The 24,827-nt window shown below is 64.3% G+C and carries 22 protein-coding genes; 11 read left to right on the top strand and 11 right to left on the bottom strand.

The window, feature by feature from the left end:
- Positions 1-199 precede the first annotated feature (199 nt).
- Positions 200-814, top strand: a complete 615-nt coding sequence (locus BDK61_RS09685) for a class I SAM-dependent methyltransferase (RefSeq protein ID WP_121303115.1) — start codon at positions 200-202, stop codon at positions 812-814.
- Between the two features lie 22 nt (positions 815-836).
- Here the strand turns inward: BDK61_RS09685 and BDK61_RS09680 are convergent, their stop codons facing one another.
- Positions 837-1,661 (bottom strand): ArsR/SmtB family transcription factor, encoded by an 825-nt coding sequence (locus BDK61_RS09680; RefSeq protein WP_121303114.1) that lies wholly within the window; start codon positions 1,659-1,661, stop codon positions 837-839.
- A 70-nt stretch (positions 1,662-1,731) separates the two neighbouring features.
- Positions 1,732-2,607, bottom strand: coding sequence for a dihydrodipicolinate synthase family protein (locus tag BDK61_RS09675; RefSeq protein WP_121303113.1), 876 nt, complete (start codon positions 2,605-2,607; stop codon positions 1,732-1,734).
- A 96-nt stretch (positions 2,608-2,703) separates the two neighbouring features.
- Here BDK61_RS09675 and BDK61_RS09670 point away from each other — a divergent pair, with 96 nt between their 5' ends.
- Together BDK61_RS09670 and BDK61_RS09665 are read left to right on the top strand one after the other, a co-directional pair.
- Positions 2,704-5,454, top strand: coding sequence for an ATP-dependent helicase (locus tag BDK61_RS09670; protein ID WP_121303112.1), 2,751 nt, complete (start codon positions 2,704-2,706; stop codon positions 5,452-5,454).
- Positions 5,455-5,547: 93 nt separating this feature from the next.
- The gene (locus tag BDK61_RS09665) at positions 5,548-6,186 is read left to right on the top strand and encodes a beta-class carbonic anhydrase (protein WP_121303111.1); all 639 of its coding nucleotides are present in this window, start codon (positions 5,548-5,550) and stop codon (positions 6,184-6,186) included.
- A 25-nt stretch (positions 6,187-6,211) separates the two neighbouring features.
- On the opposite strand, the gene BDK61_RS09660 is transcribed toward BDK61_RS09665, so the two are convergent.
- On the bottom strand, positions 6,212-6,538 hold the full coding sequence (locus BDK61_RS09660; protein WP_011223340.1) for a hypothetical protein: 327 nt from the start codon (positions 6,536-6,538) through the stop codon (positions 6,212-6,214).
- 149 nt (positions 6,539-6,687) lie between these two features.
- On the opposite strand from BDK61_RS09660, the gene BDK61_RS09655 reads away from it, so the two are divergent.
- Both BDK61_RS09655 and BDK61_RS09650 read left to right on the top strand, forming a co-directional pair.
- Positions 6,688-7,149: a PH domain-containing protein gene (locus tag BDK61_RS09655; RefSeq protein ID WP_004961231.1), complete on the top strand. Its 462-nt coding sequence runs from the start codon at positions 6,688-6,690 to the stop codon at positions 7,147-7,149.
- A complete protein-coding gene (locus BDK61_RS09650; RefSeq protein ID WP_121303110.1) occupies positions 7,146-8,828 on the top strand; it encodes a PH domain-containing protein in 1,683 nt (560 codons plus the stop codon). Before BDK61_RS09655 ends, BDK61_RS09650 begins: the two co-directional genes overlap by 4 nt.
- On the opposite strand, the gene BDK61_RS09645 is transcribed toward BDK61_RS09650, so the two are convergent.
- The 7 genes from BDK61_RS09645 to BDK61_RS09615 all read right to left on the bottom strand — a co-directional run bounded on the left by BDK61_RS09645 (position 8,829) and on the right by BDK61_RS09615 (position 19,130).
- Positions 8,829-11,516, bottom strand: a complete 2,688-nt coding sequence (locus BDK61_RS09645; protein ID WP_121303109.1) for an AAA domain-containing protein — start codon at positions 11,514-11,516, stop codon at positions 8,829-8,831.
- A gap of 69 nt (positions 11,517-11,585) precedes the next feature.
- Positions 11,586-11,981 carry a DUF2237 family protein gene (locus BDK61_RS09640; RefSeq protein WP_004961237.1) on the bottom strand — a complete coding sequence of 132 codons (396 nt, stop codon included), beginning with the start codon at positions 11,979-11,981 and terminating at the stop codon, positions 11,586-11,588.
- A 51-nt stretch (positions 11,982-12,032) separates the two neighbouring features.
- Entirely contained in the window at positions 12,033-13,244 is a 1,212-nt protein-coding gene (locus tag BDK61_RS09635) for an AAA family ATPase (protein ID WP_121303108.1), read from the bottom strand.
- A gap of 107 nt (positions 13,245-13,351) precedes the next feature.
- Positions 13,352-14,779: a DUF7519 family protein gene (locus BDK61_RS09630; protein WP_121303107.1), complete on the bottom strand. Its 1,428-nt coding sequence runs from the start codon at positions 14,777-14,779 to the stop codon at positions 13,352-13,354.
- Entirely contained in the window at positions 14,780-16,111 is a 1,332-nt protein-coding gene (locus BDK61_RS09625; RefSeq protein WP_121303106.1) for a DUF58 domain-containing protein, read from the bottom strand.
- Positions 16,111-17,037 (bottom strand): DUF7269 family protein, encoded by a 927-nt coding sequence (locus BDK61_RS09620; protein WP_121303105.1) that lies wholly within the window; start codon positions 17,035-17,037, stop codon positions 16,111-16,113. The genes BDK61_RS09625 and BDK61_RS09620 overlap by 1 nt, the downstream gene beginning before the upstream one ends.
- Positions 17,034-19,130 carry a DUF4129 domain-containing protein gene (locus BDK61_RS09615; RefSeq protein ID WP_121303104.1) on the bottom strand — a complete coding sequence of 699 codons (2,097 nt, stop codon included), beginning with the start codon at positions 19,128-19,130 and terminating at the stop codon, positions 17,034-17,036. Before BDK61_RS09615 ends, BDK61_RS09620 begins: the two co-directional genes overlap by 4 nt.
- 210 nt (positions 19,131-19,340) lie before the next feature.
- Here BDK61_RS09615 and BDK61_RS09610 point away from each other — a divergent pair, with 210 nt between their 5' ends.
- Together BDK61_RS09610 and BDK61_RS09605 are read left to right on the top strand one after the other, a co-directional pair.
- Entirely contained in the window at positions 19,341-19,886 is a 546-nt protein-coding gene (locus tag BDK61_RS09610; protein WP_121303103.1) for a hypothetical protein, read from the top strand.
- A gap of 40 nt (positions 19,887-19,926) precedes the next feature.
- Positions 19,927-20,262 carry a hypothetical protein gene (locus BDK61_RS09605; protein ID WP_004961249.1) on the top strand — a complete coding sequence of 112 codons (336 nt, stop codon included), beginning with the start codon at positions 19,927-19,929 and terminating at the stop codon, positions 20,260-20,262.
- On the opposite strand, the gene BDK61_RS09600 is transcribed toward BDK61_RS09605, so the two are convergent.
- Positions 20,259-20,486: a ribbon-helix-helix domain-containing protein gene (locus BDK61_RS09600; RefSeq protein ID WP_004518043.1), complete on the bottom strand. Its 228-nt coding sequence runs from the start codon at positions 20,484-20,486 to the stop codon at positions 20,259-20,261. The two genes, BDK61_RS09605 and BDK61_RS09600, sit on opposite strands and share 4 nt — an antisense overlap.
- A gap of 74 nt (positions 20,487-20,560) precedes the next feature.
- Between BDK61_RS09600 and BDK61_RS09595 the strand changes: the two genes are divergently transcribed.
- The 4 genes from BDK61_RS09595 (at position 20,561) to BDK61_RS09580 (ending at position 24,799) form a co-directional block, all read left to right on the top strand.
- On the top strand, positions 20,561-21,910 hold the full coding sequence (locus BDK61_RS09595) for an MFS transporter (RefSeq protein ID WP_121303102.1): 1,350 nt from the start codon (positions 20,561-20,563) through the stop codon (positions 21,908-21,910).
- A 103-nt stretch (positions 21,911-22,013) separates the two neighbouring features.
- The gene (locus tag BDK61_RS09590) at positions 22,014-22,370 is read left to right on the top strand and encodes a hypothetical protein (RefSeq protein ID WP_121303101.1); all 357 of its coding nucleotides are present in this window, start codon (positions 22,014-22,016) and stop codon (positions 22,368-22,370) included.
- Positions 22,367-23,977, top strand: coding sequence for a methyl-accepting chemotaxis protein (locus tag BDK61_RS09585; RefSeq protein WP_049938840.1), 1,611 nt, complete (start codon positions 22,367-22,369; stop codon positions 23,975-23,977). Before BDK61_RS09590 ends, BDK61_RS09585 begins: the two co-directional genes overlap by 4 nt.
- A gap of 135 nt (positions 23,978-24,112) precedes the next feature.
- Positions 24,113-24,799: a glycosyltransferase gene (locus BDK61_RS09580; RefSeq protein ID WP_121303100.1), complete on the top strand. Its 687-nt coding sequence runs from the start codon at positions 24,113-24,115 to the stop codon at positions 24,797-24,799.
- Positions 24,800-24,827 lie beyond the last annotated feature (28 nt).

The raw sequence follows: 24,827 nt of genomic DNA, 5'->3' as shown, positions 1-24,827 counted from the left end.
GTGAGGGCGGTGGCCGTCGGCGGGGACGGGGTCAGGGCGGCCGTGTGGGAAGGTCACCCGTCGACGGCGCAGTTCATGCTTGGGACGGGGATAGCAAAAATTCACCCGTGGCTCAAAAACTGTTTTAACCGAACGGCGTCTGCGGCAAAACCGCGAAACGGAGCGGGAGACACTTGTGCGAGTACGACGAGAAGCGAGTATGAAGAAATCACTCGACGAGCACGCCGAGCGGTTCTCCGACCACGCCGACGCGTACGACGAGGACCAGGATTCGGCGGCGTATCGCGCCTGCGTCGATTTCGTTGTCGACCACGCGGCCCCCGAGAGCGACGACGTGGTACTTGACCTCGGCACGGGCACCGGAGCGATTGCGTTCGCACTCGCGTCCGACGCAGCGGAGATTATCGGCCGCGACATCAGCGACGGGATGCTGGAGAAAGCTCGGGAGAAAGCCGACGGGCGAGGCGTCGAGAACGTTTCCTTCGGCGACGGCCGCTTCCGCGCTCCGAACGTCGACCGGCCGGTGGACATCGTCACATCGAACTTTGCGATGCACCATCTTGGCGACGACGAGAAACGCGAGGCTATCGACACAATCGCCGACCTGGGGCCGCGGCGCATTGTCCTCGGGGACGTGATGCTGTTTGGCGACGACGACCCCGACGCACCGTTTTACAGCCCTGAAGTCGACGACCCGGCGACGGTCGGCGTCCTCGCTGACGCCTTCACCGATGCCGGCTACGCGCTGACGGCCGTCGAGATGGTTACCGAGCAGGCTGGCGTGTTGGTCGCCGAACGCGTTAAATTGGACTGAAGCGACTGAACCGTTAATCGACTTAGCGGTAGTTTCTGTACGCCCAGAACGAGACGTACAGCGTCAGGACCAGCAACCCGCCGAGGAAGAAGGCCACACCGGGCTCGATATGGAAGCCGCCACTGGCCGCGGCGTCGGTCGTCAGTTGCCGCGCCTCCTCGGTCATTACTTCGACCGGGGTGTCGGCCTCCGGAGCGGGAGTGCTTTTCGGGGCCGGCGTGGCTTCTGGGGTCTCCGTCGCCTCAGCCACCTGGAATCCGCCGTCGTCCGCCGCTGTCGGGGTCGGTGTGGTATCGGCCGTCGCGGCTGTCTGGTTCGCCGCGTCCAGACGCTCGCCGTCTCCGCCACCCTGCGCACCGTCACCGGCGGTTCCTGCGTCGCCGGCCCCGGAGCTCCCGAACTGGACCGGGAACTGCCCGAGCAGGAGTTGCAGCATGACGCTGGCCGCAGTGAGGATGCCGATAACAGGCAAAACGCGGCGGACGAGCGACCGGAGCGATTGCTTGCGGTCCTGTGTGCCGACAAACAGCACCAGCGGGTCATCCGGGGGCTCGTACACCTTCATCTCCTGGCCTTTCTCTGAGTACTGGACCCCGGCGACAGCGATGAGTTCCTCGTCTTCCAGTTTCTCCAGATGATAGGAGACCTTCTGTATCGACATATCGAGCCGGTCGGCCAGTTCTGAGGGTGTCCCCGGCTCCTCATAGACCGTGTTGAGTATTTCTCTGGCCGTTTCCGAGGAGAGGGCATCGAGTACGGCCGAGACATCTTCGTCGACCCCGACGACCTGTAGCTCCCCGTCCTGTGAGGTGCTCGTGTCGGGACCGCGGGAGGGCAGCAACGACATATATTCCGTTCACTGCCGCCCAGCGTAATGAATCTCGTGGAACCTCACAGACCCATTTGAGTCTAGAGACTCACTCCAGCCGTTCGGTCACCGACGCGACCGCGTCGGACGAAAGCGAGGTTCTGGGCGGTCGCACCGTCGCGTGGTCGATGACGCCGCGGTCGGCGAGCAGCGCCTTCACCGTTGGCGCAAAACCGAACTCGGCACACGCGTCCGAGAGCGGTGAGAGGACATCCCGCTGGACTGTTCTGGCCTGTGCAACATCGCCGCTTGCGACGGCAGTACCCGCCTGCTCCAGTTCGTCAAACAGTAGGTGCGAGAGCGCGCTGATGCCACCGTCGCCGCCTAGTACAATTGACGGGACAAACAGGCCGTCGTGGCCCTGGTAGACGGTGAAATCCGCAGGCGTCTGATTCATGACCGCGGTGACGTACGGGAGGTCGCCCGAGGAGTCCTTGAGTCCCGCGACGGCGTCGGACTGAGCGAGCGCGGCGACCGTCTCGATGGAGAGTTCCTGTCCGACGGCCCCGGGGATGTTGTAGAGGTAGACGGGCAGCGGCGCGTCGGCCAGTACCGTGTCGAAGAACGCCTCGTTGCCCGCTCCGCTCGCCTGGCCGCCGTAGTACGGGGGCACGACCAGCGTGCTGTCCGCGCCCTGTTCGGCGGCAAACGCCATCCGCTTGTGGACAGTCGCAACGTCGGTGGCGGCCGTCCCGACGATGACGCGGCAGTCGTCGGGCGCTGTCGCCGCTGCGGTTCGGACGACGGTCCGGTACTCCTGCGGCGACAGCGTCTCGAACTCGCCAGTCGTCCCGCAGGGAACGATGCCGTCGACGCCGGCCGCTACGACGTGTTGGACCAGCGACTCTATGCCAGCGACATCGAGGTTGCCGTCGGCGTCGAACGGTGTCACCAGCGGCGTCAGTACGTCGAAGGAGTCGGCCATGCCACAGGCCAGACGTGGCGGTCGCTTAGTCGTTTTCCCGTCGATATGGCGGAACCCACTTGCCCCGGCAGTCCCACAGGTTGGTAAGAGCCGACAATGGGAGGACGCGAGCGTCTCGCAGCGACGGACCCGGAGTTCGACCCGGAGGCGGTCGACATCGACGACGCCGAGGTGCTTGACCGCCTCGCGCCCGTCGTCCAGGAGTGGTGGGTCGAGCAGTTCGGCGAGTTTGTCCCCGGTAACGGCGGCTTCTTCACGCCGCCACAGAAAGAGGCCATCCCGCTCATCCACGAGCGCGAGAACGCGCTCATCTGTGCGCCGACGGGGAGCGGCAAGACCCTCGCCTCCTTCACTGGCATCATCAACGAACTGTTCGGGAAGGCCCGCGAGGACGAACTGGAGAACTCCGTCTACTGTCTGTACGTCTCGCCGCTGAAGTCGCTGGCCAACGACATCCACCGGAACCTCGGACAGCCACTCGACGGTATCACTGCCAAACTCGATGAGCGTGGCGAGGACGTGGAGATACGGCACGCCATCCGCCACGGGGACACCAGTGACAGCGAGCGGCAGGCGATGCTCGAAACGACGCCCCACATCCTCAATACGACGCCGGAAACCCTCGCAATTCTGCTGAACTCCCCAAAGTTCAAAAAGAAACTCGAAACCATCGAGTACGTCATCGTCGACGAGATTCACAGCCTCGCCGAGAACAAGCGCGGGACCCACCTCTCGGTGTCGCTGGAGCGCCTAGAGGAGATGGTCGAGGAACCGCCGACGCGAATCGGCTGTTCGGCGACCGTCGAACCGCTCGACACTGTCGCGGAGTTTCTGGTCGGCTGTGAGGAACCCGGCGGCGAGCCCCGCGACTACGAAATCGTCGATACGCGGTTTGCCCGCGACTTCGACATGGAGCTGTCCTGTCCGGCCGACGACCTCATCAACACGCCGCGGGATATCGTCACCGAGCGGTTCTACAAGCAACTCCACGACCACATCCAGTCTCACACCAACACGCTCGTGTTCACGAACACGCGCTCGGGAGCCGAACGCGTCCTGCACAACCTCCGCGAAAAGTTCGGTGATTACGACGAGTCCAACTCCGGCTGTCACCACGGCTCGCTCTCGAAGGAGAAGCGCCGCGACATCGAGGAGTCGCTGAAGGAGGGGTCACTCGATGTGGTGACGACCTCGACCAGCCTGGAACTGGGCATCGATATGCCTCATATCGACCTCGTCGTGCAGGTCGGCTCGCCCAAATCCGTGGCCGCGTTGCTCCAGCGCATCGGCCGCGCCGGCCACCAGCTCGGCGAAACTGTCGAAGGCCGGGTCATCGCACTGGACCGCGACGAACTCGTGGAGTGTGCGGTGATGCTCGAAAAGGCCGAACGGGGCTTTGTCGACCGCGTGTTCATCCCCGAGAACGCACAGGACGTGGCCACACAGCAGATATACGGCATGGCCATCAACGATGTCCGCCCCGAGGAGACGTTCAAAAGCGTCCTCCGGCGGGCCTACCCGTATCGGGACTACGACGACGGGGACTGGGAACGGCTGATGCGGTACATGACCGCCGACTACCCGGGGATGGAAGACAAGAACGTCTACGCCAAAATCTGGCGGGACACGAACGATGCGCCCGACGGCGAGCACCACTACGAGGACTACGATGTGGGCCAGCCGCTCATCGGCAAACGCGGCCGACTCGCGCGGGTCATCTACATGACCAACATCGGGACGATTCCGGACTCGTTTACCTGTGACGTTGTCACCCGGAGCGACGACAGCTGGGTCGGCCAGCTGGACGAATCGTATCTGGACACGTTAGAGAAAGGCGACGTGTTCGTACTGGGTGGGAACAACTTCGAGTACCGCTACCGCCGCGGGTCGAAGGTGTACGTCGACCGGACCGCCGCCCGCCCGACGGTCCCGTCGTGGTTCTCCGAGCGCCTCCCGCTGTCGTACGACCTTGGCCGCGAGATACTCGACTTTCAGGGCCAACTGCTGGACCGACTGGCCGACGGCGGGATGTCGGAGGTCCGGAACTGGCTCCGGACGTTCCCCGTCGACGAGAACAGCGTCCGGGCCATCGCGCGGATGTTCCGCGAGCAGGTGGCCTACGCCGGCCCGGACAGCGTCGCCACGACCGACCGCCTCGTCATCGAGGAGACGCTGGACCACGACGAGTACGAACGGCACTACCACGTCCACTCGAACTACGGCCGGCGGTTCAACGACGGCTTTTCTCGGCTACTGGCGTATCACATCGCCCGGGAAGCAAGCGCGAACGTTCAGGTCGCCGTCGCCGACAACGGCTTCACGCTCTCGATGCCGCTGAACCGCAAGGTGGACATCGCGCGAATCGTCCGCGACATCGACCCAGAAACAGCCCGCGAGGACCTCCGGGCCAGCCTTGACGGGACAGACCTCCTCCAGCGATACTTCCGCATCAACGCCACGCGGTCCCTGATGATACTCAAACGCTACAAGGGCTACGAGAAATCGGCCAGCGAACAGCAGGTCTCCTCGGAGATGCTGCTCGGGTTCGCCGAGGACCTCGGCGATTTCGCCGTCGTCGAAGAGACCTACCGCGAGATTCTGGAGGATAAGCTCAACGTCGACGGCATTGAGACTATCCTGGGTGCGATGCAGGACGGCGACGTTGACGTGGTCCGGACCCGCGTCGACTCGCCGTCGCCACGCGCCTTCGGCCTCGCAACGCTGATGGCCAGCGACGTGGTCCTCGCTGAGGACGAGTCGGCCGTCCTGCAGGAGTTCCACCAGCGCGTGCTAAACGAGATTGACGACGGAAACGGCGAAGACAGCGCCGTCGCCACTGACGACTGAGTGGCTGGGACTGTTCGACTCGGATTACTTTCCTCCGCTGTACTGCCGACGAGCAAGCAGTAAAGGCCACGGGGCACAAAGGCGTGTTCTGCAATGCCACATCACACACACGGGAGTGACGACGCGCACGACCACGAAGAGCCAGAGGCCGGCCACGTCCACGAATCGGTTGACGACGGTGTCGACGCGAGAGACGACTGGGCGCGGCGACGCCGGAAAGGGATTCCAACCGACAAGCAACTGCTCGTCGTCGCGTGTATGGACGAGCGCATCCCCGTCGAGGACGCGCTTGGGTTCTCGCTGGGCGACGCACAGATATACCGAAACGCCGGTGGGAAGGTAACAGACGACGTAATTCGCTCGGCGGCGCTGACAACACAGTATTTCGATACGACGGAAATCATCGTCGTCAACCACACCGACTGTGGAATGATGAGTGCGTCCGACGAGGACATCGTCGCGGGGTTCGAGGCCGCGGTCGACGGTGACCTCGATGATATCGATCTAGACCCGGCACTGCCGGAGCTAGACATCGGTGACGCGTCAATCGCGGAGTGGGTCCGGATGACCGACGACATCGACGCGGCCTGTGCGGCACAGGTCGAATACCTCGAAAACCACGAGCTGATTCCCGATGATGTCACGGTGACAGGCTACGTCTACGAAGTCGAGAGTGGCCACCTCCGCCGGCCCGGCGAGCGCGTCGCTGAACAGGTCAACGAGCGCGTGTAGTCCGATACGGTCATCACCGGGCGGCTTACGACGCAGTCTCGTTTTCCGTCATTCCGTCATTCATTTCGTCGTCACCCATCGACTCGCCGTCCGCTGCCTCCGTCATCGATTCGGTCATTGCGCTGCCGTCCATCGCTGTGTTATTCTCTTGGGCCATCGAGCTGCTCGTTTCGCCGCCCTCCATCGAGTCAGTCATCCCCTCGTCGTCCATCGAGTCAGTCATCCCCTCATCGTTCATTGACTCCGCCTCCTCGTCTGCGGATTGTTCGTCGCCGCCGGCACAGCCAGCGAGCGGGAGCGTGACACTTGCAGCGGCGAGCGTCGTCAGAAACGTCCGTCGGCTTCGTGACATACGCTTTGTCCGGCGTCGGGGGCATACAAGGACGTTTTTCGAAGTTTCAGACGATTCTGCCCACTGTTTGACCCATGTGTGGGTCGGAACGCTTCCAATTTCGTTCCGGAGCCAAACCGTTAATCCGCGGCCGGCCCCTCGATTCGGACATGGAGTCGCTTCACCCGCGAGTGAGACTGCTGTGGGTTCTGTCGACAGTTATCCAGGCGTCGGTGCTCGGTGTCATCGCGTATCTTGTCGACCGGTTCGCGGTCTCACTGCCACAGACGGTGGTCGTCGGCGGCTGGGTTGTGCTCGTGCTTCTGGGTGTTGCCCACGCTATCGCTGCCCACCGGATTTGGCGTTTTGACCTGCAGGACGACGCGCTTTTTCTTCTCCGCGGTGTCGTGACCCGGACCGACACATCAGTCCCGTACGTTCGTGTTCAGCACGTCGACACCACGCGCGGCCCAGTAGAGCGAGCTATCGGGCTGGCGAGTGTCGTCGTCTACACTGCCGGGACCCGCGGCGCGGACATCACGATTCCCGGCCTGCGGCCCGAACGAGCCACCGAACTGCGAGAACAACTCCGTGATCTCGCGAACGAGAGCGAGGCCACGGACGCGGTATGAACCGGCTCCACCCGCGAAGTGCGGTTCTGAGCGTCGCCCGAGCGGCGCTACAAGGCGGCTTCTTTGGCTTCTTCGGCGGGTCCGTCGGGACCGGAATGCTTGGACTGCCAGCGTTCGCGGTTCCGCTGCTGGGCCTGCTCGGCGCGCTGACGTTTGGCGGCTACGCGCTGGCACGGTACTTCCGCTTTCGCTACGAACTCGACGGGGACACGCTCACCGTCGAATCTGGCGTCTTCGCCAGACAGTCCCGCCAGATTCCGCTGGGCCGCGTCCAGAATCTCGATGTCGAACAGAACATCCTCAACCGCCTGCTCGGGCTCGCAATCGTCCGCTTTGAGACGGCCGGTGGGAGCGCGACGGAGGCCACGCTGGACGCAGTTGACGAGGCCGAGGTCAAACGCCTCCGGAACTACGTGCGGACTCACGACCGGGACGAAGCCGCCGAGTCGGCGGCAGAAACCGCCGGCGCGGTGTCTGGGACTGCAACATCTGGCCGGTCGGCCCACACTGACCTCCCCGGCGTGACCGGTCCCACACCTGCACACACCGGCGACGCCCAGACGGCGAACGACTTCGAGGACTCGGCCTCGGCTTCGGACACGGAACCACGCGACCAGCCGGACGGGTCGCTGTTGTTCGCGTTCGACCAGCGCGAGCTCCTGACGTACGCGCTTGTCTCCGTTCGGCCGGCCGCGCCGGTCCTGACGCTGGCGTCGCTCCCGCTTGGGATGGACGTCGTCTGGGCCGTCCTTCGGTTCAACGCGACCCTCGTTGGCGCGTCGCTGAATGGACCCGTCATCCGCTGGCTGGCTAGCTCGCCGGAATCCACGCGACTCGCCGTCTTCGCCGCGATTTCGCTCGTCCAGTTCCTCCTGCTCGCACTTGTCGTCAGCGTGGCGCTGACAGTCATCGAATACTACGGCTTCCGGCTCACACAGGCCGACGGCGACCTCCGGTACGAGCGGGGGCTGTTGCGCCGGTACAGCGGCAACATCCCGCTGGAGAAGGTCCAGACGGTCACCATCCGCGAGAACGTACTGATGCGGCGGTTCGGATACGCGACGCTGGCCGTTGAGACGGCCGGCTACAGCGGTGGGAACCAGCAGTCAACGCAGGGCGTCGCCGTGCCCCTCGCACCCCGCGAGGAAGTGTACGAACTGGCCCGTGATATCGAGTCGTTCGGCGACCTCGATTTCGACCGCCCGCCGAAGCGCGCCCGTCGGCGCTATCTCGCGCGGTTTTCGCTGGCGGCGGCCGGACTCACCGCAGTCGCCTACGCCGTCGACTCGCTGGTGCTTGAGACAGGCTACTGGTGGCTCGCCGCCCTCCTCTTTCTCCCGGTCGTGCCAGCGGCACACTTCCGCTGGCGACACCGCGGCTTCGACCTCGATGACTCGGTCCTGGCGACCCGGAGCGGGTTCTGGCGGCGGACAACGCGCATTGTGCCGTACTACCGGCTCCAGACGGTGTTCGTCACGCGGTCGCCGTTCCAGCGCCGCCGTGACCTGGCGACCGTGGGGGCTGACACGGCGAGTTCATCAAGCCTGCTCGGCGGCGTCGCTCGGGTGTACGACATCGACGAGGACACCGCAAAAGAACTCAGAGACACGCTACGGGACCGGCTCACCGCACACGTTGCAGGGCTGCGGACAGGCGACAGGGGCGACGCGGACGCGTAGTCAGCCCCGCGCCCACTCAACCATCCGACCGTACACCTCGTCGGTCGCCAGCGCGTCGCCGTCGCCGACGAGGACGAGCGCCTTCTTCGCCCGCGTGAGTGCGACGTTGATACGCCGGTAATCCTCGAAGATCGGGCTGTCGAGCGTCCCGGTGGCGACGAAGGAGATGACGATGACCTCCTTGCTCGACCCCTGGAACCGGTCGACCGTGTCGACGGTCACGTCCGGCAGGCGCTTGGAAATCTCCGCGACCTGCGCGCGGTACGGCGCGATGACGCCGATGTCGGCGGCCGGAACCCCCGCAGACCGATACGACGCGACGATTTCGGCAATCCGGTCGGCTTCGGTCGGGTTGGTGTTGCCGACCTGACTGCCGCCGGAGTCGACAAACGCCACTCGGTCTCGGAGTGCCTCGGGTAAGCTCGCTGTTCCAACGCCATCGAGGTCATCGAGCCGCTGGGCCGCCACCTCGCCGGTCGCGGGTCGCAACTGCCCGTCGTAGAACTCCCGCGAGGCGAAGGCCTGGATGTGCTGGGCCATCCGGTACTGCCGGTCCAGCATCACGCCCGCGTCGGGATTGTCGTCGATAAGCCGCTCGAACAGCGAGGTCGACAACGTCTCGTCCTCGGACTGGACCACGGGCGGGAGCTGCTGGTGGTCGCCGACGAGCACGAATCGGTCGGCCAGCGTCGTCGCCGCCAGCGTCCCTGGCTCGGTGAGTTGGCCAGCCTCGTCGACGACGGCCACGTCAAACTCCTGCGTCTGAAGCGTGCTTCCGCCACAGGTGGCCGTCGTCGCCGCGACGACCTGCGCGCTCTGGAGCCGACTCGCACACTCGCCGGGGTCGCCGCTGGTCTCCAGCCGGTACTTCTGCATGTCATCGCGGACGCCGCTCTCCGTGCCGACGCGGACGATGTCGGTGTAGCCCTGTTCTTCCAGCGCTTCCAGCAGATTGTCGACGGCGCGGTTGGTAAACGCCGAAAGCAAGACTCGGTCACCGCGAGCAACGAGGGCCCTGACCATCCGCGCCAGCGTGTATGTCTTGCCCGTCCCCGGCGGGCCGTGGACGAGCGCGAAGTCCTCGGCACCGACCGCTAGCTGGACGGCCTCGTTCTGGGCGTCGTTGTTGTCGATGAACGTCTCCGTGACCGGATTGAACTCTGGCTCGCGCCGCCCGAACAGCACGTCCTTCTGCTCGGGCGACTGGAGGAGCACGGCGTCGTGCAACGCGTTCTGGAGTCGGTCGGTTGTCAGTTCGGAAGGGTATACGTCGAGTCGGCGGAGGTCAAGCGGCTCGTCGGCCGTGACGACGATTTCTTCGCCGAGACGTTCCACGCGGGCCAGTTCGGCGTTGCCGGTCACCGGGTCGCCGTCGCTGGCGAGCACGAGATTACCTTCGCGGATCTTCGAGACGGCCCCCGTCCCGGTTGCCCGGAGTTCCCAGCGGCCGCCGTCGAGTTCCCGGCGACCGGTCGGTTTCAGGCCGATGAGCGCCCGGTCGTTGTCGGCCCGCTCTTCGGGCGTCTGCTCCCAGAGCTTCGCGTACTCCCGGTGGACGGACCGGCGTTCGGCCTCGACGGCCGTGTAGAACCGCTCGAAGTAGTCCAGTTCCTCGTCGGGCACTGCCCGACCGACCGTTCCCGCCTTCGATTCCTGGTCGAGGCGGCCAGAGACAGCCATACAGGTGTCCTGCTCGAAGCAGTACTCGCATTTGGCGTTGGCCTCGTAGCCCGTCGGCACGCCAGAGTCGTACTCCATCGCCGCAATCGCGTTGCGGGTCCGAACGACGTAATTTAGGAGCCCGCTCCCGATAGAGAACTCCTTGGCTGGCGAGAGGTCGCCGCTCTCCTCGTTGCGGTCGACAGCGGCGTTCTTGGTGTAGAGAAGTGTGCCTGTATCTGGAGCCGCGTCGACGGCGCTGCCCGCGCCGGCCGCCCGCTCGCCCAGCATCAGGGCGTACGCCGTCGCCTGTATCTTGTCCTGAAACCGCGGCTCTCGTTTGGTGTTTTTGCCGGTCTTGAGTTCGACGGGCATCCCGCGACGGACGGCGTCAGCCCGTCCCTTCATGCCGAACCGCTCGGAGATGAGCGTCATCTCGGAGCGCCACTGGTCGGTCTCCGTCAGTGTCCCCTGCTGGAGCCACCCCTGGATAGCCGACGCGTGGTCGCGCACGTCGCCGGCCACCTCATCGGCCTCCCGGCCCAGCAGTCCGATGTCCAGTCCAGCGGCGTCGACCTGCTCCTCGATAGCGGTGTCGAGGTCCCGGCCCCGAAGCAGGTCGCCAAAGACCTCGTGGACAACGGTCCCTTTCACCAGCGGGTAAGCGTGCTCCGCGCCGTCGAGTTTCCGGAGGTAGTACATCCGCGGGCACTGCACCCACGCCCGGATGTCAGTCACGTCGACGAGGAAATCCGGCTGGACGACCAGCGTGGCGTCACCGCCGACGGAGTACTGCTGTTCGCCCTGGTACTCGCGTTCGTCAGGGTTGTAGACGGCGATCTCCATGCCCGTCTCGATGGCGGCGGCGTTCTCGGTCCACTTTCCCCAGAGCGTGACCGTTGTGGGCTCCCCGGCCCCGCGGTCGGGGCGTATCGTCACCTCACAGAGGTCGCTCTCGCCGTACTGAGTGTTCACCGTCTTTGGCTCCTCGATGTCGACGACGACGCCACGAACGCGGTCCACGCTCATCGCTTGGCCCTCCCCTGTTGCACGGCCAAAGCGACGGGGCGGTCCCTCAAAAGTCGTTCGCGGCGTGGCTCATTCAGCGGTCGCGTCGGCATCCGAGTCACCATCGGCAGCGTACTCCTGCAGCGTTTCCAGCGACACGTCTTCGAGTACGTCCTCGCTCGTCGCGTCGAGGTTCACCGGCGGTGCGCGCCCGGCCTCGTGGGCCTCTATCCAGCGCGGGACACAGACACACCAGCTGTCACCGGGGTCAAGACCCGGAAAGTTCAGCTCCGGCCGCGGCGTCACGAGGTCGTTGCCCTGTGCCTTGCTGTACTCCAGAAACTCCGCCGTCATCACGGCACAAATCTCGTGCCGGCCCGGGTCGCGCTGGAGCGGGTAGCAGTACCCGTCGCGCATGAACCCGGTCTCGGGGTCCATCGAGCAGGGAGCCAACTCCCCGCCGAGGACGTTGCGTTCGCTTTCCATACTACGTCTGGCTGTTCCGGAGAGTAAAGCCGTTCGGCTACCCGCTCGCGCTCACTGTCCGTGTCCGATGTCGTCCTCGTCACTCCGGCTCTGCGTGTCACCTGCTGAGTCGGTAGGCTGGTCGCCATCCCTGTCCGGTTGCCTGGCCTTGCTTTTCTCTGCTTCAGCAGCACTCTGTGGCGGCTGCTGCTCGGGCGAATCATCGTCTGGCGAGGTTTTCGACGGAGAGTCAGCAGGCTCGGCCCCGCTCGCCGCTGTCGATTCGGCCCTGTCGTCCGTCTCCGGTGCATTCGGTGAGACTGCGGGCACGTCGACAGCGTCCAGCGCAGCCTGAATCACATCGGTCTTCTGGGTCCCTTCGATGGTCGCCTCCGTCGTCAGGACCAGTCGGTGACTCATCGTCGCGTTCGCCAGCCGCTTCACGTCGTCGGGTGTGGCATACTGCCGGCCGGCGATGACTGCGCTGGCCCGGACAGCCTCGAAGACCCGCTGCACGCCCCGCGGCGAAACGCCGATCTCTGTCCGGTCGTCTTCGCGTGTCGCCCGCGCTAGGTCGACGATATAGCGACGAACCTTGGTGTCGACGCGGATGTCTTCTGCACACTCCTGAAGGGCACGCACCGTCTCTGAGTCAACTACCGGGTCGACCGACGGCGAGAGTGTTCGGCGGTTGGCCCGCCGGTCGAGCAGCCCCATTTCCCCCTCGACATCGGGATAGGCCATCGACGTCTTCACGCTGAAGCGGTCCCGCTGGGCCTCAGGAAGCTGGAAGGTCCCTTCCTGCTCGATGGGGTTCTGGGTCGCGATAACGACGAACGGTGTCGGGAGCGGATGCGTCGTCCCGTCGACACTGACCTGCCGCTCTTCCATTGACTCAAGCAGTGCAGACTGGGTCTTCGGCGGCGCGCGGTTGATTTCGTCTGCGAGCACGACATTCGAGAACACCGGCCCCTGTGCGAACTCGAACTCCCGCTCGTGTTCGTTGTACACGTTCGACCCGGTCACGTCCGCCGGCAGCAAGTCCGGTGTGAACTGTATCCGGGTAAATTCAAGCCCCAGAGCCTCCGCCAGCACCCGCGCCAGAACAGTTTTGCCCGTTCCCGGTACGTCTTCCACCAGAACGTGTCCTCTGGCGATGACGCCAGCCAGTGTCTCGAACAGCACTCGGCGTTCGACAACGACAGCCTCCTCAACTCGCTCCACAATGTTGAGACAGTGTTCTGACGCCGCCGCAACCCTCAAATCCGACGATAACCCGGCCATGCTCCATGCGTTGCACTCGGGGTGTATCAATGTGTACCATTAGCCGGTATCTGTCAGTTCACAGTGGCTACTGGTCCATCCCGGATGGGATAGCATGAACCAGTCCCTTAGCCACGGAGCGGGGCAAGCAGCAGTAACACACCGATTGCGGCGAGTGCCATTGTCTCAGGCGACCCGATTGCGGAACCGACGGCATGGCGCGCTGCATCGACGATGCCGACGGCGGCGATACCGAGCAGCCCGACGCCGACGGCGAACACGCTGTGATACAGCTCCAGCCGTCGTGTTTCCGGACGATGGCCCAGCTCTGCTGTCAGTCCGAGGCCGAATGTACCAACGTCCCAGGCGACGAGGCCGCTGACGACACCAGCAAACACCAGTAGCGTGGGAAGGTCGGCCTGTGCCGCCCCGATGCTCGCACAGATAAGTCCTGAAGCGGTCAGTGCTGCGGGGCCGGCACGCGCTGGCAACAGGCCAAATGTGAGTGCCCCGTTGACGAGCACGAGCACCAGATACACGAGCAACGGGAGGAGGAGTGCGCCGAAGAACACAGTTATGAACGAGCCGAACCCGAAGATGCCAGTCCGCAGGAGGAACAGGGCTAGCAACACCAGATAGCCAACTGCCGCGATGGCGGCTCCGACAGTCCGCACCGAGGCGGCGTTGAACTCAGTCGTGAACTTTCGGATGACAATCGCACCGCTACCAGCAACCAGCGCGCCGACTGTGACTGCCAGAAGCGGCGCAAGAACGACCCACGACGACAGCACTCGGATACCGAGACTGAACGGTGGGGACGCGACAAGCTGACCAAACGGCGTCAACAGCAGCGCCAGCGGCACGACTACAGTGAACGCCGCTGAACCGATTGCGACCAGTTTGAGCTCCCGAGTCCCCCGTTTCAGTCTGGTGGCTATCGCGTCGCGGCGGCTCCGCGCTGTCAATTGCACGAGTGGAAGCTGTGCCACGGCAAAATACAGGCAGCCCGACGCGGCGACACCGAGTACGCCGAGACAGACCGTGGCGGCCATCGGCGATGTTCCACCGGCGACAGCGCTCACCAGTTCCCAGCTAAACCACGCGAGCGCGAGGACGACAGTGCCCACGACGAGACCCGCCACTGCGAACAGATACGAAACGACGCTGCTCACTGTCGCCGCTGACACTGTCTCTCTGTCGAGCACGTTGGTCCAGGCAGCCGCGACGCCAACCATTGCGACGGCGACACCAAGCGCGAGAAGCGGGGCGACTGCCACCTGCCCGACCGAGGCAATGAGGCCAGTCGCTGCCGGCAGGAAACAGAGGTGGCCAATGACCGTCGGTCCCAGCCTGTCTCGGTCCAGCAGGGTCAGCCCCGCCACGGCAATGCCGGCGAGGAGTGCGATACCGCTGAACAGTTTCGGGTCGCCAGAGAGAACGCCTGTCGTCAGGGCGAACGCGGCGATGATGAGCGCGGCGATAGTCAGACTGGTCGCCCGCGGCCGCCCCTCCTCGCCGACGGCCGATGGTGTGTCGAGTCGCGGCCCGCCAATCATTTACGCTCCGCCTCCTAGCTGGGCGCTGCCACTCGGCTGGCGCGCTGCGACGGCGAAGGCGTAATCGAGGATGAGCGGCAGCGGTGTCCCACGTCGCCAGTCTATCGTCCGGGCCCCGGACGCCTGACACCGCGCCAGACGGGTCCGACGGCGGACGTGCTCGTACTGTCCACTGACGGTGCTCGCCGCGGTTACGTCCGTCGAGAGCACGGTTCGCTGGCAATCGAACGCCGCCCAGGACTCCATCGCGGCGACCGGCGCGTCGTCGAGCAGCGGCGATACGAGCACCAGCTGGCAGCGGGGTCCGGCCATCTCCATCACCTTCCGGAACTGTCGCTGTGTGTCGGCCTCGTCTGCTGGCCCACCAGCCGGGTCGCTCTCGGCAGCATCGGCAGCGGCCCGTAGCTGTTCGACAGCTAGCGACCGCTGATTGGGTCCGTCGCCTGGCTGGAGCCACGTCAGTCCCGCTGGCCCGTCGCCGTCGATGCCGACGATTGCCAGCCCGACCTCGTGGCCGGCATCCAGCAGCGATGTCAGTGCCTGCGTGGTCGCGTACGCGCCGAGTTCGACCGCTGTCGGGCGACCGGGGCCGGCGGTCACCCGCGCTGGTGAACGGGCATCGACGACGAACACGACCGTCGTTGACACCCACTGCTCGTAGTTGACCGTCGACAGCTCGCCGCGCTTCGCGTAGCCGCGCCAGTCGATACGGCCGGCCGGGTCACCGTGCTGATACTCCCGCGTCGAATGAAACGTGAAGCCATCGCCGGGGGCGTCGGTCGTGAGTTGGCCCACGCGGTCGGTCCCCCGGTCGGACAGCGGCGGCGCTTTCGCGTCCAACTGACACACCAGCCTGTCATCGCCCTCGGGGTGTCGTGTCGCCGTCGCGACTTCGCCGGCACCCGTCCCCCGGACGCGGAGCCGTGGCTCGTCGAAGTCGTGTTCGCCCCGGCGAGCGATGAGCGTGTACTCGAGCGTGACTGATTCGCCGGCAGCAAGCGTCTCGCCACCGCGTGGCGACCCATCCAGCACTGCGAGGTCAGTCGGAACGCCGTCGACGACCCGGACGTCCGACAGTGTCTGCTGGCCGCTGTTTGTCACCGTCAACTGGACTGTCACCGGGTGCCCCGGGGGCGCTGGCGTCGGGTCGACCGCCCGCGACACGACGAGTGCTGCCGGGACAGCAGCGGTCGACAGGACTCCGTAGGCCAGATACGAGAGCGGGAGCGTCGCGGCCAGCAGCAGTGTCCCGTTTCCCTCCCAGATGCCCGCTCCGGCGAGTGCCAGCGCGGCAACGATTGCGCCGCGCCACCGCGTGGCCCGTCGCCCCATCAGTCTCTCCCCTCCGTTACATCGCCCCAGTCGGCCCCGTTGGTGGCTGTAGCATCCGTTCCGTCATCGTTGACCAGCGTCGTCCCGTCAGTTTCCGATTCACTGCTGGTCTCGCCGTCCGCGGCAGTTCCGTCCCTGTCGACGCGGGCATCTTCAGACGTGCTGTTTTCGCTGGCCTCGATGTCTTCTCGCTTGGGAATCGACCCGTCGATGGCCCGCTGGAGGCTCCCGTCAGCGGCCCGCTGCAGGTCGGCGACTGCTGGGGCGACGACTGGCACCGGACGCGGCGCTCGCTGGCCGACAACCGTCGGCAACGCGTCGTCAGCCGCGACACTGACTGCCGCCATTGCCCGCGCGCACCGCTTTCGGACGGCCTTTTCTGGAAACAGCCAGGCCCGGAGGCGAGCGCGAAACGACCGGTCCGGCGGCGCGACGGATTCGTCCAGTACCGCGGCGGCAACCGGGTCGTCCGTCCAGCTCCCCGCGGCTAACTGTGCTTTCACCGAGTCGGGGTCGTGGCCGCCCTGGACCAGTGCCTCCGTGAGCGTCGCCCGAAGTGGTTCCCGAACAGGACCGACGCTCCCGTCGACTGACCCGTCGTCGCGGGCCTGCGCAACCGCCGCCTCCACGCGTTCTGCGAGGTCGGTTCCGGAGACAGCGTCATCTGTCGGCGTCGTCTCCAGATATTCTCTGGTGAACCCGTCGTCAGCAGCCCACGGTGACGGTGATATCGCGGGGTCGTCGGGCGTCCGCAAAAGCTTCCAGAAGGCTACGAGCACGCAGACGAGGAGGACGAGGACACCCGCCGCACCCGGTCCGGACGCCGCCGGTTCTGGCGTCCCTATCAGCCCGATAACCGCGCCGGCAGCCACAAGTAGCAGGCCACACAGCACGGCGATTCCCAGCCCGACGTGACGACGATTCATTCTGTGTCCTCCTGCTCGTCGCTCGCGCTCACCAGCGCATCGTACGCGTTACGGGCCTGTTCACGGCGACTGTCACTCGACTGGCCGCCGTATTCGACGTCTCGGAACGCCTCTGTCAGTGCTTCGACGGGTGCCCTCGGGAGGCCGCTGTCGATTGCGGCCCGGGACACCTCGCCGGGCGTCCGCGTCCGCCAGTGTCCGGGGACGACGTGCCTGGCGAACGCACGCCAGATGTCCCGGAGCGACGGAAGAGTAGACTCGTCGCCGTCCGACGAGTCAGTAACCGACTCGCTCGGTCCGGAGCTAGATGCCGCAGTTGGGCGGTCCGTATCGTCGGTCCGGCCAGAGGTGTAGACACTGACCGCACCCAGCCCCACTCCAGCCACAGCCACGGCGGCACCGGTCGTGCCCCAGCGAACATAGCTCAGTATCACGACGACACACGAGAATCCGAGCGTTACAATCCGGCGTGGTGTGGTTTCAGCCCTGGCCACAGTAATGGCTCGATACCCGGCCGACCGGAGCCACTGTTGGAAGCGGCGGGACAGTCCTGTCACCGTCAGCGGCAGCGACGCGAGCCATGCGGCCAGACGGGCAGCCAGTCGCCGACCAATGCGCAACATGGCTTCGAGACGGCCGACGAGCCAGAGCGCAGTTCGCCGGGTCAACTGAACGACCCGGGCGACGTAGCCAGCAACGGCTTCACTGCCGTTCTTGACTGCATGCGCGACCGCCTGCCCGCCGGAGAGCGCATCCGCCCGATAGTGATACAGCGCGGCGACGCCCACGACTGTGAGCGCGATGACCAGTCCGTCGCGTTCCCAGAGTACGCCGATGAAAAACAGCGAATCGAAGAGCGCCCAGAGAATACCGATGCCGCGTGCGACCCTGGGGGTGTACAGCAGTGCGCCGATAGCGATAGTCACCACGGTTGCCACCAGCAGCACTGAACTCACTACGACGGTCCCGATGTACGCGTCCCAGAGCGTTGTTCTCGCTGTCTGTCTGTCTGTTGCCGCTGTAACGGTAAGCGAGGGGTTTGCCGGGAGTGAGACGGCAACGGTGCCGTCAGCGCCAGTCGTCCCCCGGCGCTGGTCGCCGAGCGTCACAGTCGCGTTCGTGACTGCCTCTCCGTTTCTCGTGGCGTTGACTGCGGCGCTATCACCCGGGACTGGGAGGGTCTTCGCTGGCATGACGCGAACGTGTAAGTTCAGCACGTCAACGCGTGCGGTGCCCTCGAACTCGCCGCGGGACACGGTTACCGCAGTAGTATCGGTATCTGGGACTGTTAGTTGAGACTGGCCGGTGGTGTCAGTTCGGCCGACGATATCGCCGTCGTGGCTCACAGTCGCGTTTCGTACCGGGACGCCGTCGACCGTTGCGACGAGCGGGACAGTCGACCCGGGATACGGTTCGCCAAGCAGTGTCACGTTGACGCTCCCGGCGACACGGTACTGACCGGTGTCGTTGTCGGCCGCTGTCTGCTGGCGTGTGGCTGTCGAATCACCCGCGCCAGATGGCCACATATCGCCTTTCGCGAGGCGGTCAGCCGTTTCAGCGCCTGCTTCCTCGTCCGGTCGACGGTAGAACTGACATGGCTCTGGGCCCGGCGATTCGACCGTTACGTTCAGTTCGCGCTGGTAGGGCACCTGTCCGGTCACCTGCCCGCTCTGGTCAGTCCGACCGACATACCGGTCATTGAACCAGACACGGGTCGCGCCCGCTGGTTCCAGATCCTGATACACCAGGACTGTGAGGGGATGCCCGGCTTTTGGCGTCGATTCAATGAGGACACCACAGCCGTCTTCAGTGGGCGGGGCAGTCTCGCCGGAAATCGGAATCGGCTCTGTGTCGCCTGTGACGTTGCTGCTCCCGCCACCGTCGCGACGCTGTTCTCGTGTGTCGGCTGGCGTCTGCGTCAGTGGTTCAGACCCGGGGCTCCCGTCACTGCCCCCACTGCTGTTGACCCCGCTCTCGGTGACCGGTGGTGGGGCCAGAAACGCAGCGACGATTAGCCCAACGAGGCAAAGACTTACCAGTAGTAGCTGCCGCCAGTCAACGCCGCCATGGTCAGTATCGGATGCTGTACCCACTTGTCGCCCCTCGTAACGTACGCCCGTACTGCGACACCCCGAGCTGTTATCATGGAATCTAACGTGAAAGATAATCAATCCCCGGTATGGTTCTCGACAGTGGCCACAGTCGTCAGGGCAGCCAAGCCAGTATATCCGACATTTCTTCGCCCCTGGCAGCAGTCGGGACCGATGGGTTCATTCTGACCCAGTCCGAACAGGAAACTGACAATGCGCGTTCGTGACTGGCAGGACATTCTCGAAGACGTGATGGAGAGCAATGCCAATCCGGGGGACTGGCGTGCCGTCGGGGGCGACCGCGCGAACGGAATCGGCGAGGACATCTACTTCGGTCACCCTGACGCCGGTGTCTATCAACTCAAAACCTACGCAAAGAACCCCTTCGAGGTACAGGGCGTCGGGTCGCAAGTGGCACGCCGTATCGACGATGACATCGACCCGCTGTTTCCAGACGACGGGTCCGGCATTTTCGGTGTCCAGCAGGGGCCGGAAGACGAGGACGACGCCAAAGAGAAGGCCAAGAACCTCGAAACGGTCCTCGAAACGCATGCGGACGCACCGACGTCACCGCAAGCGCTGCTGGAGGACATGATGGACGCGATGGACTCCCCGGCCTACGGGCCGATGGAGTTCGACCACCACGACCGACCAGACCAGATGAGCGAACTCACTGAGACGTTCGAAGAAGCGGAGGAACTACTCGACGCGGATTTCGAGGACGTTATCGAAGAAGACGTAGAGCGGGGCTTCTACTGATGGTCAACCGAACACTCCCAGTCTGTACCGGGGGTCGCTAATGGTCGGCCCCTCGATGACGGACGCCGACCGGAAACGATTTCTCAGATACACACAAGTCGGATTCGCGCTTCTCATCGGCGTCTCGATGGGGCTTGTGACGTTGTACGGCGGTGCGGAACTGCTGATTGTTGCTGGAATGTTTGTTGGCGGAACCGTCGTTGGCGGTGGCCTCGCGTGGTACATCATCCCGGAGAGTATCGCGGAAACGCCGTACGAGTCAGTCGACAGAGGTCCGAAACCCGGCGCAAAAATGAAACAACAGCGGCAGGAAGACAACGGCTCCGGACAACGGGCAGCCGAGGACGACAGCCGACTCTCACAGAACCGCGATTAGAGGAAATCGTCCTGCATTGCCGGGTCCTGCTGTTCGGAGGCCGTCTGGTCGAAAATCTCTTCATCAAGCGTCTCGGTCTCTTCCGTCGTGGTATTGTAGGCCGAAATCCCTCGCTTTAGGAGGTCTTCCACGGCTTGGTCGCGGTTGAGGAACTCGCCCTGTTCGACGAGTCGCTGGATGTCCGAGTCCACCTGGTCCGGGAGTGACACCTTGATCTTGCTCACACTTGCCGCCTATACTGTTCGGACATAAAAACCCACCCCTGCTTTTGGGAGGGGTCAAAAAGGCGCACGCGTGAATGCGCGAAACCGTCACACACTTGCCGGCGGCCGACACGAACCACACTGTGAACGCGAACGACCGAGCGATCACCGCACTGGTCATGCTCGCACACGGACTCGTCCACACCTACGAGATGGCAGTCCCGATATTTGTCGTCATCTGGCTCACCGAATTCGACCTCATCAATCTTGGTATCACCCAGTTCAACGTGACGACGGCCACCGTCGGCGTCATCGTGACGCTGGGCTACGGCCTGTTCGGGGCTGGCGCGCTCCCGGGCGGTATCGTCGTTGACCGTATCGGCTCCCGTCGCCTCATCACGGGCTGTCTGCTCGGCATGGGCGGCTCGTACATCCTGCTTGGCCTTGCCCCGAGTATGGTCGTCATCGCGCTGGCGCTTGTCCTCTGGGGCCTCTCGGCCAGCGTCTACCACCCAGCCGGGCTCTCGCTCATCAGCAAAGGTGTCGAACAACGTGGGACCGGACTGGCCTATCACGGCGTCGCCGGCAACCTCGGAATCGGCCTCGGCCCGCTCGTCGCCGCAGTTCTTCTGCTGGTCGCCGAGTGGCGGACGGTCGCGCTCGTCCTTGGCGTTCCGGCGTTGCTCGCCGCAGTCTACGCCTCACAGGCGAGTTTCGACGAGACGGCGGCGGTGACGACGGCGACTGACGGCGGGTCGAAAGCCAGCAGCGGTATCGATTCGCTCGGGGAATTTCTCACAGAGAGCAAGCACCTGTTGACCGGGAGCTTCCTGCTGGTGTTCGTCGTCGTCATGTGCTCGGGGCTGTACTACCGCGGCGTCCTCACGTTCCTTCCGGAACTCCTGCGAGGCCTGCCGGGCTTCGAGCCCATCCCGATAGAGACGCTGTTGCCTCCCGGCGTCCTGTCGGCGCTCGGTATCGAGGCCGGGACGGGCCAGACGCTCAAGCCACAGGACTACTTTTATGCCGGCCTGTTGCTCATCGGCGTCCTCGGCCAGTACGCTGGCGGCAAACTGAGCGACCGGATTCCCGTCGAATACGGTATCGCCGGCTCGTTCCTGGTGCTTGCTGTCCTTGCGGTGCTGTTCGTTCCGGTGTCGGCGATGGGCTTCGGGCCGCTGGCAGTGCTGGGTGCACTTCTGGGCATCGCACTGTTCGTCGTTCAGCCGATGTATCAGGCCGCCGTCGCGGAGTACACGCCCGCCGGAACGCGCGGACTCTCATATGGCTTCACGTATCTTGGCGTGTTCGGGGTCGGCGCACTTGGCGGTGGTCTCGCCGGGTCGATTCTGGCCTTTGCGAACGCGACAGCACTGTTCGGGACGCTTGCCGGCATTGCACTTGTCGCCGCTGTCACCGGCGTCGCTCTCGCTCGTCGCAAGTAACTGGATACCGGTCCCGATCTGCTGTTGGAAAAACGGTTATGTCGTTTTCAATCGTTGTAATTGGGTGGTAACGTATAACACAATCTCAAGCTGATACTGTTTCATGCAAACAGGACTGGCTGCACTCGACCCACACAAAGCCGTACTCCCTATCGTTGCGCTTATCGGACTCATCCCGGTACTGCTGTACTACCGGCGAAGTTCCCGGTTGTTCGTAGTCGGTTACGTACTGCTGATTCTGGCAACGGTCGTGACTAACGTCGAGAACCTGTTTCTGGGAACAGTACTCAACTACGCTGAGCACTACCTTGGCTTGATGGGGTCGGGGCTCGTGTTCCTGTTTGCGGCGTACGTGCGCCGGAAGCAAGTACTGGCGGACAATGCCGGTGGTGACGGCCCGGAAATCGGTCTTGAGGACGGCCCAGATGTCGCCGCCGATGGCGGGAGGACAGAACCGTGAGTGCGCCCATCATCCTCGCGGACTTCATCGCGGTTACCGCCTACGCCGCCACGGTCGTTCTCGGCGTGAAAACGTACCGCGAAACCGAGCTCGATTCGGGGTTCTGGGCGAACTTCTCGTTCGCCGCAGCACTCGGGTTTCTCTGGACCGGTGTTGTGTTCCTCGAATGGATCGGCATCGCGGGAGCGATCATGGATGCGCTGGGTACGTCCCTCTTGGCAGTGCTCATTGGCGTAACCGCGATTGCCTCGACAGGAACCATCGCAACTGTCGAGGACCTCAAGACGGCTACCAAAACGGCCGCGAGTCGGCGCGCGGAGGCGGAGGAACAGCGTGAGACCGCTGAGGAGCAACGCCAGCAGGCGGAGGCGGCCAAACGGGAAGCTGATGAGGCCCGGCAGGAAGCTGAGCAGGCGAAACAGGCGTCAGAGAAACTAAACGGTCATCTGCGAGCGAAAGCCGAGTCGTTCAGTACAACGATGCATGCGGCCGCTGAGGGTGACTTCACGCAGCGGATGGATCCCGAAAGCCGAACAGAGGCCATGACTGAGATCGCGACGGCGTTCAACGACATGATGGAGACGCTCTCGGAGACGCTGACGACCGTCACGCAGTTCGCCGGACAGGTCGACGACTCGACGGACGAACTCGGCGCTAGTGCCGAGGAGGTGCGGAGTGCGAGCAGGGAGGTCAGCGAGAACGTCGAGGAAATCGCCTCGAACACCGACAAGCAACACGATACCGTCACGAAGGTCACCGACGAGATGACCGATCTGTCTGCGACCATTGAAGAGATAGCGTCCTCGACCGACGAAGTAGCACAGAAATCCGCACAGGCGTCCGAACTCGGTTCTGTTGGCAGCGAGCACGTCACCGAGGCGAAATCGGAGATGGAGGCCATCGAGCGACAGGCTGATTCGACCATCGACAGTGTCGAATCGCTTAACAACGAGATGGAGCAGGTCGGTGAGATCGTCAGCGTCATCGAAGACATCGCCGAGCAGACGAACATGCTGGCGCTCAACGCCTCTATCGAGGCCGCTCGCGCCGGCGAGGCCGGCGAGGGCTTCGCTGTCGTCGCCGACGAAATCAAGGGCCTCGCACAGGAGACCGGGGAAGCGACCCAGCGCATCGCGGACCGTATCGAAATGATTCAGGAGTCGACGAACGAGACCGTCGACGGGATTCACGAGATGGATGAACGCGTCGACAACGGTCTGGAAACGGTCGATGAGACTATCAGCGTTCTCGAAGATATCCTCCAGCACGTCGAGGAGGTCAACACCGGCATCCAGTCCGTCGACGATGCGACCGACGAACAGGCCGCCTCCGCGGAGGAAGTGGTTGCGATGGTCGAGGAGTTCGACTCGATGACCGAGCAGACGAGCGCGGGGGCCCAGACCGCAGCCGCGGCGGCCGAAGAACAGACTGCGGCCATCGAAGGTGTGACAGACGACGTGGTCCATCTCTCGGATCAGGCCGAGAACCTCTCGGAACTGCTCAGTAGCTTCGAGTTCGCTGTCTCCGGCGGGACCGGCCACGCGACAGCGGCGACCGGCGACACCGCACCGGTGACCGACGGGAGCGGCCAGCCAGAGCGGAACTGAAATGGGCTGTCGTCTGCCGTTTCTCCGGTGACTACCCGGATCGGTGACTCGAAGGCAAGTTCACTGCTGCCTGAGACCCGCGCTCTCCTGACCATCGGATAGTATTTCTGTCTGTACGGTGTAGCGGCGGGTCAGATGGACGCCGCAGTTATCGTCCCGGCCTACAACGAGGCGGAGTCGCTGGCCCGCTGTCTGGCTCCCTTCGAGTCACAGCCCGTCGAACTGGTCGTCGTAGTCGGCGGCGACGACGGCACGGAGCAGGTGGCCCGCGACACCCCTTTCGTCGACACCGTTGTCCGGTGCGACGAGGGCGGGGCGGGAATCGCCAGAAACCGCGGAGCCGCGGCCGCAACAGCCCCGATTCTGCTGTTCACCGATGCCGATACGGTGGTCCCCGAGGACTGGGTTCGCCTGCATCTCAGGCACTACGCTGACGACGAGGTGATCGGCGTTGGCGGGCCCGCACGGCCGCTCGAAGACAGTCTCAAACACCGCGTGTTGTTCAAACTGCTGTCGGACTACTGGTATCGGGTATCCTGGCCGCTGGGCTTCGTCCAGCAACCGGGCTTCAACTGTAGCTTCCGGGCCGATGCCTTCGAAGCCGCGGGCGGCTTCGACGAAGACATTCCGTTCATGGAGGACACGGAACTCTCACTGCGGATGAAAGACTACGGCCGAATCGTCTACGACGCTGACTCCTGTGTCGCTACGTCGGCCCGCAGAGAGGCAGACGAGGGATATCTCTCGCTATTTGCGAAGTATGTCCGCGGGTACGCGAACCACTACATCCTCCGCCGGGAGTTCGATGCCGATTACTTCTGAGAAGGGCAGTCTTTTCAACTCACACCCC

Source organism: Haloarcula quadrata, assembly GCF_003634715.1.
GTDB classification, from domain to species: Archaea; Halobacteriota; Halobacteria; order Halobacteriales; family Haloarculaceae; genus Haloarcula; species Haloarcula marismortui.
This window is presented reverse-complemented; position numbering and strand designations above follow the sequence as displayed.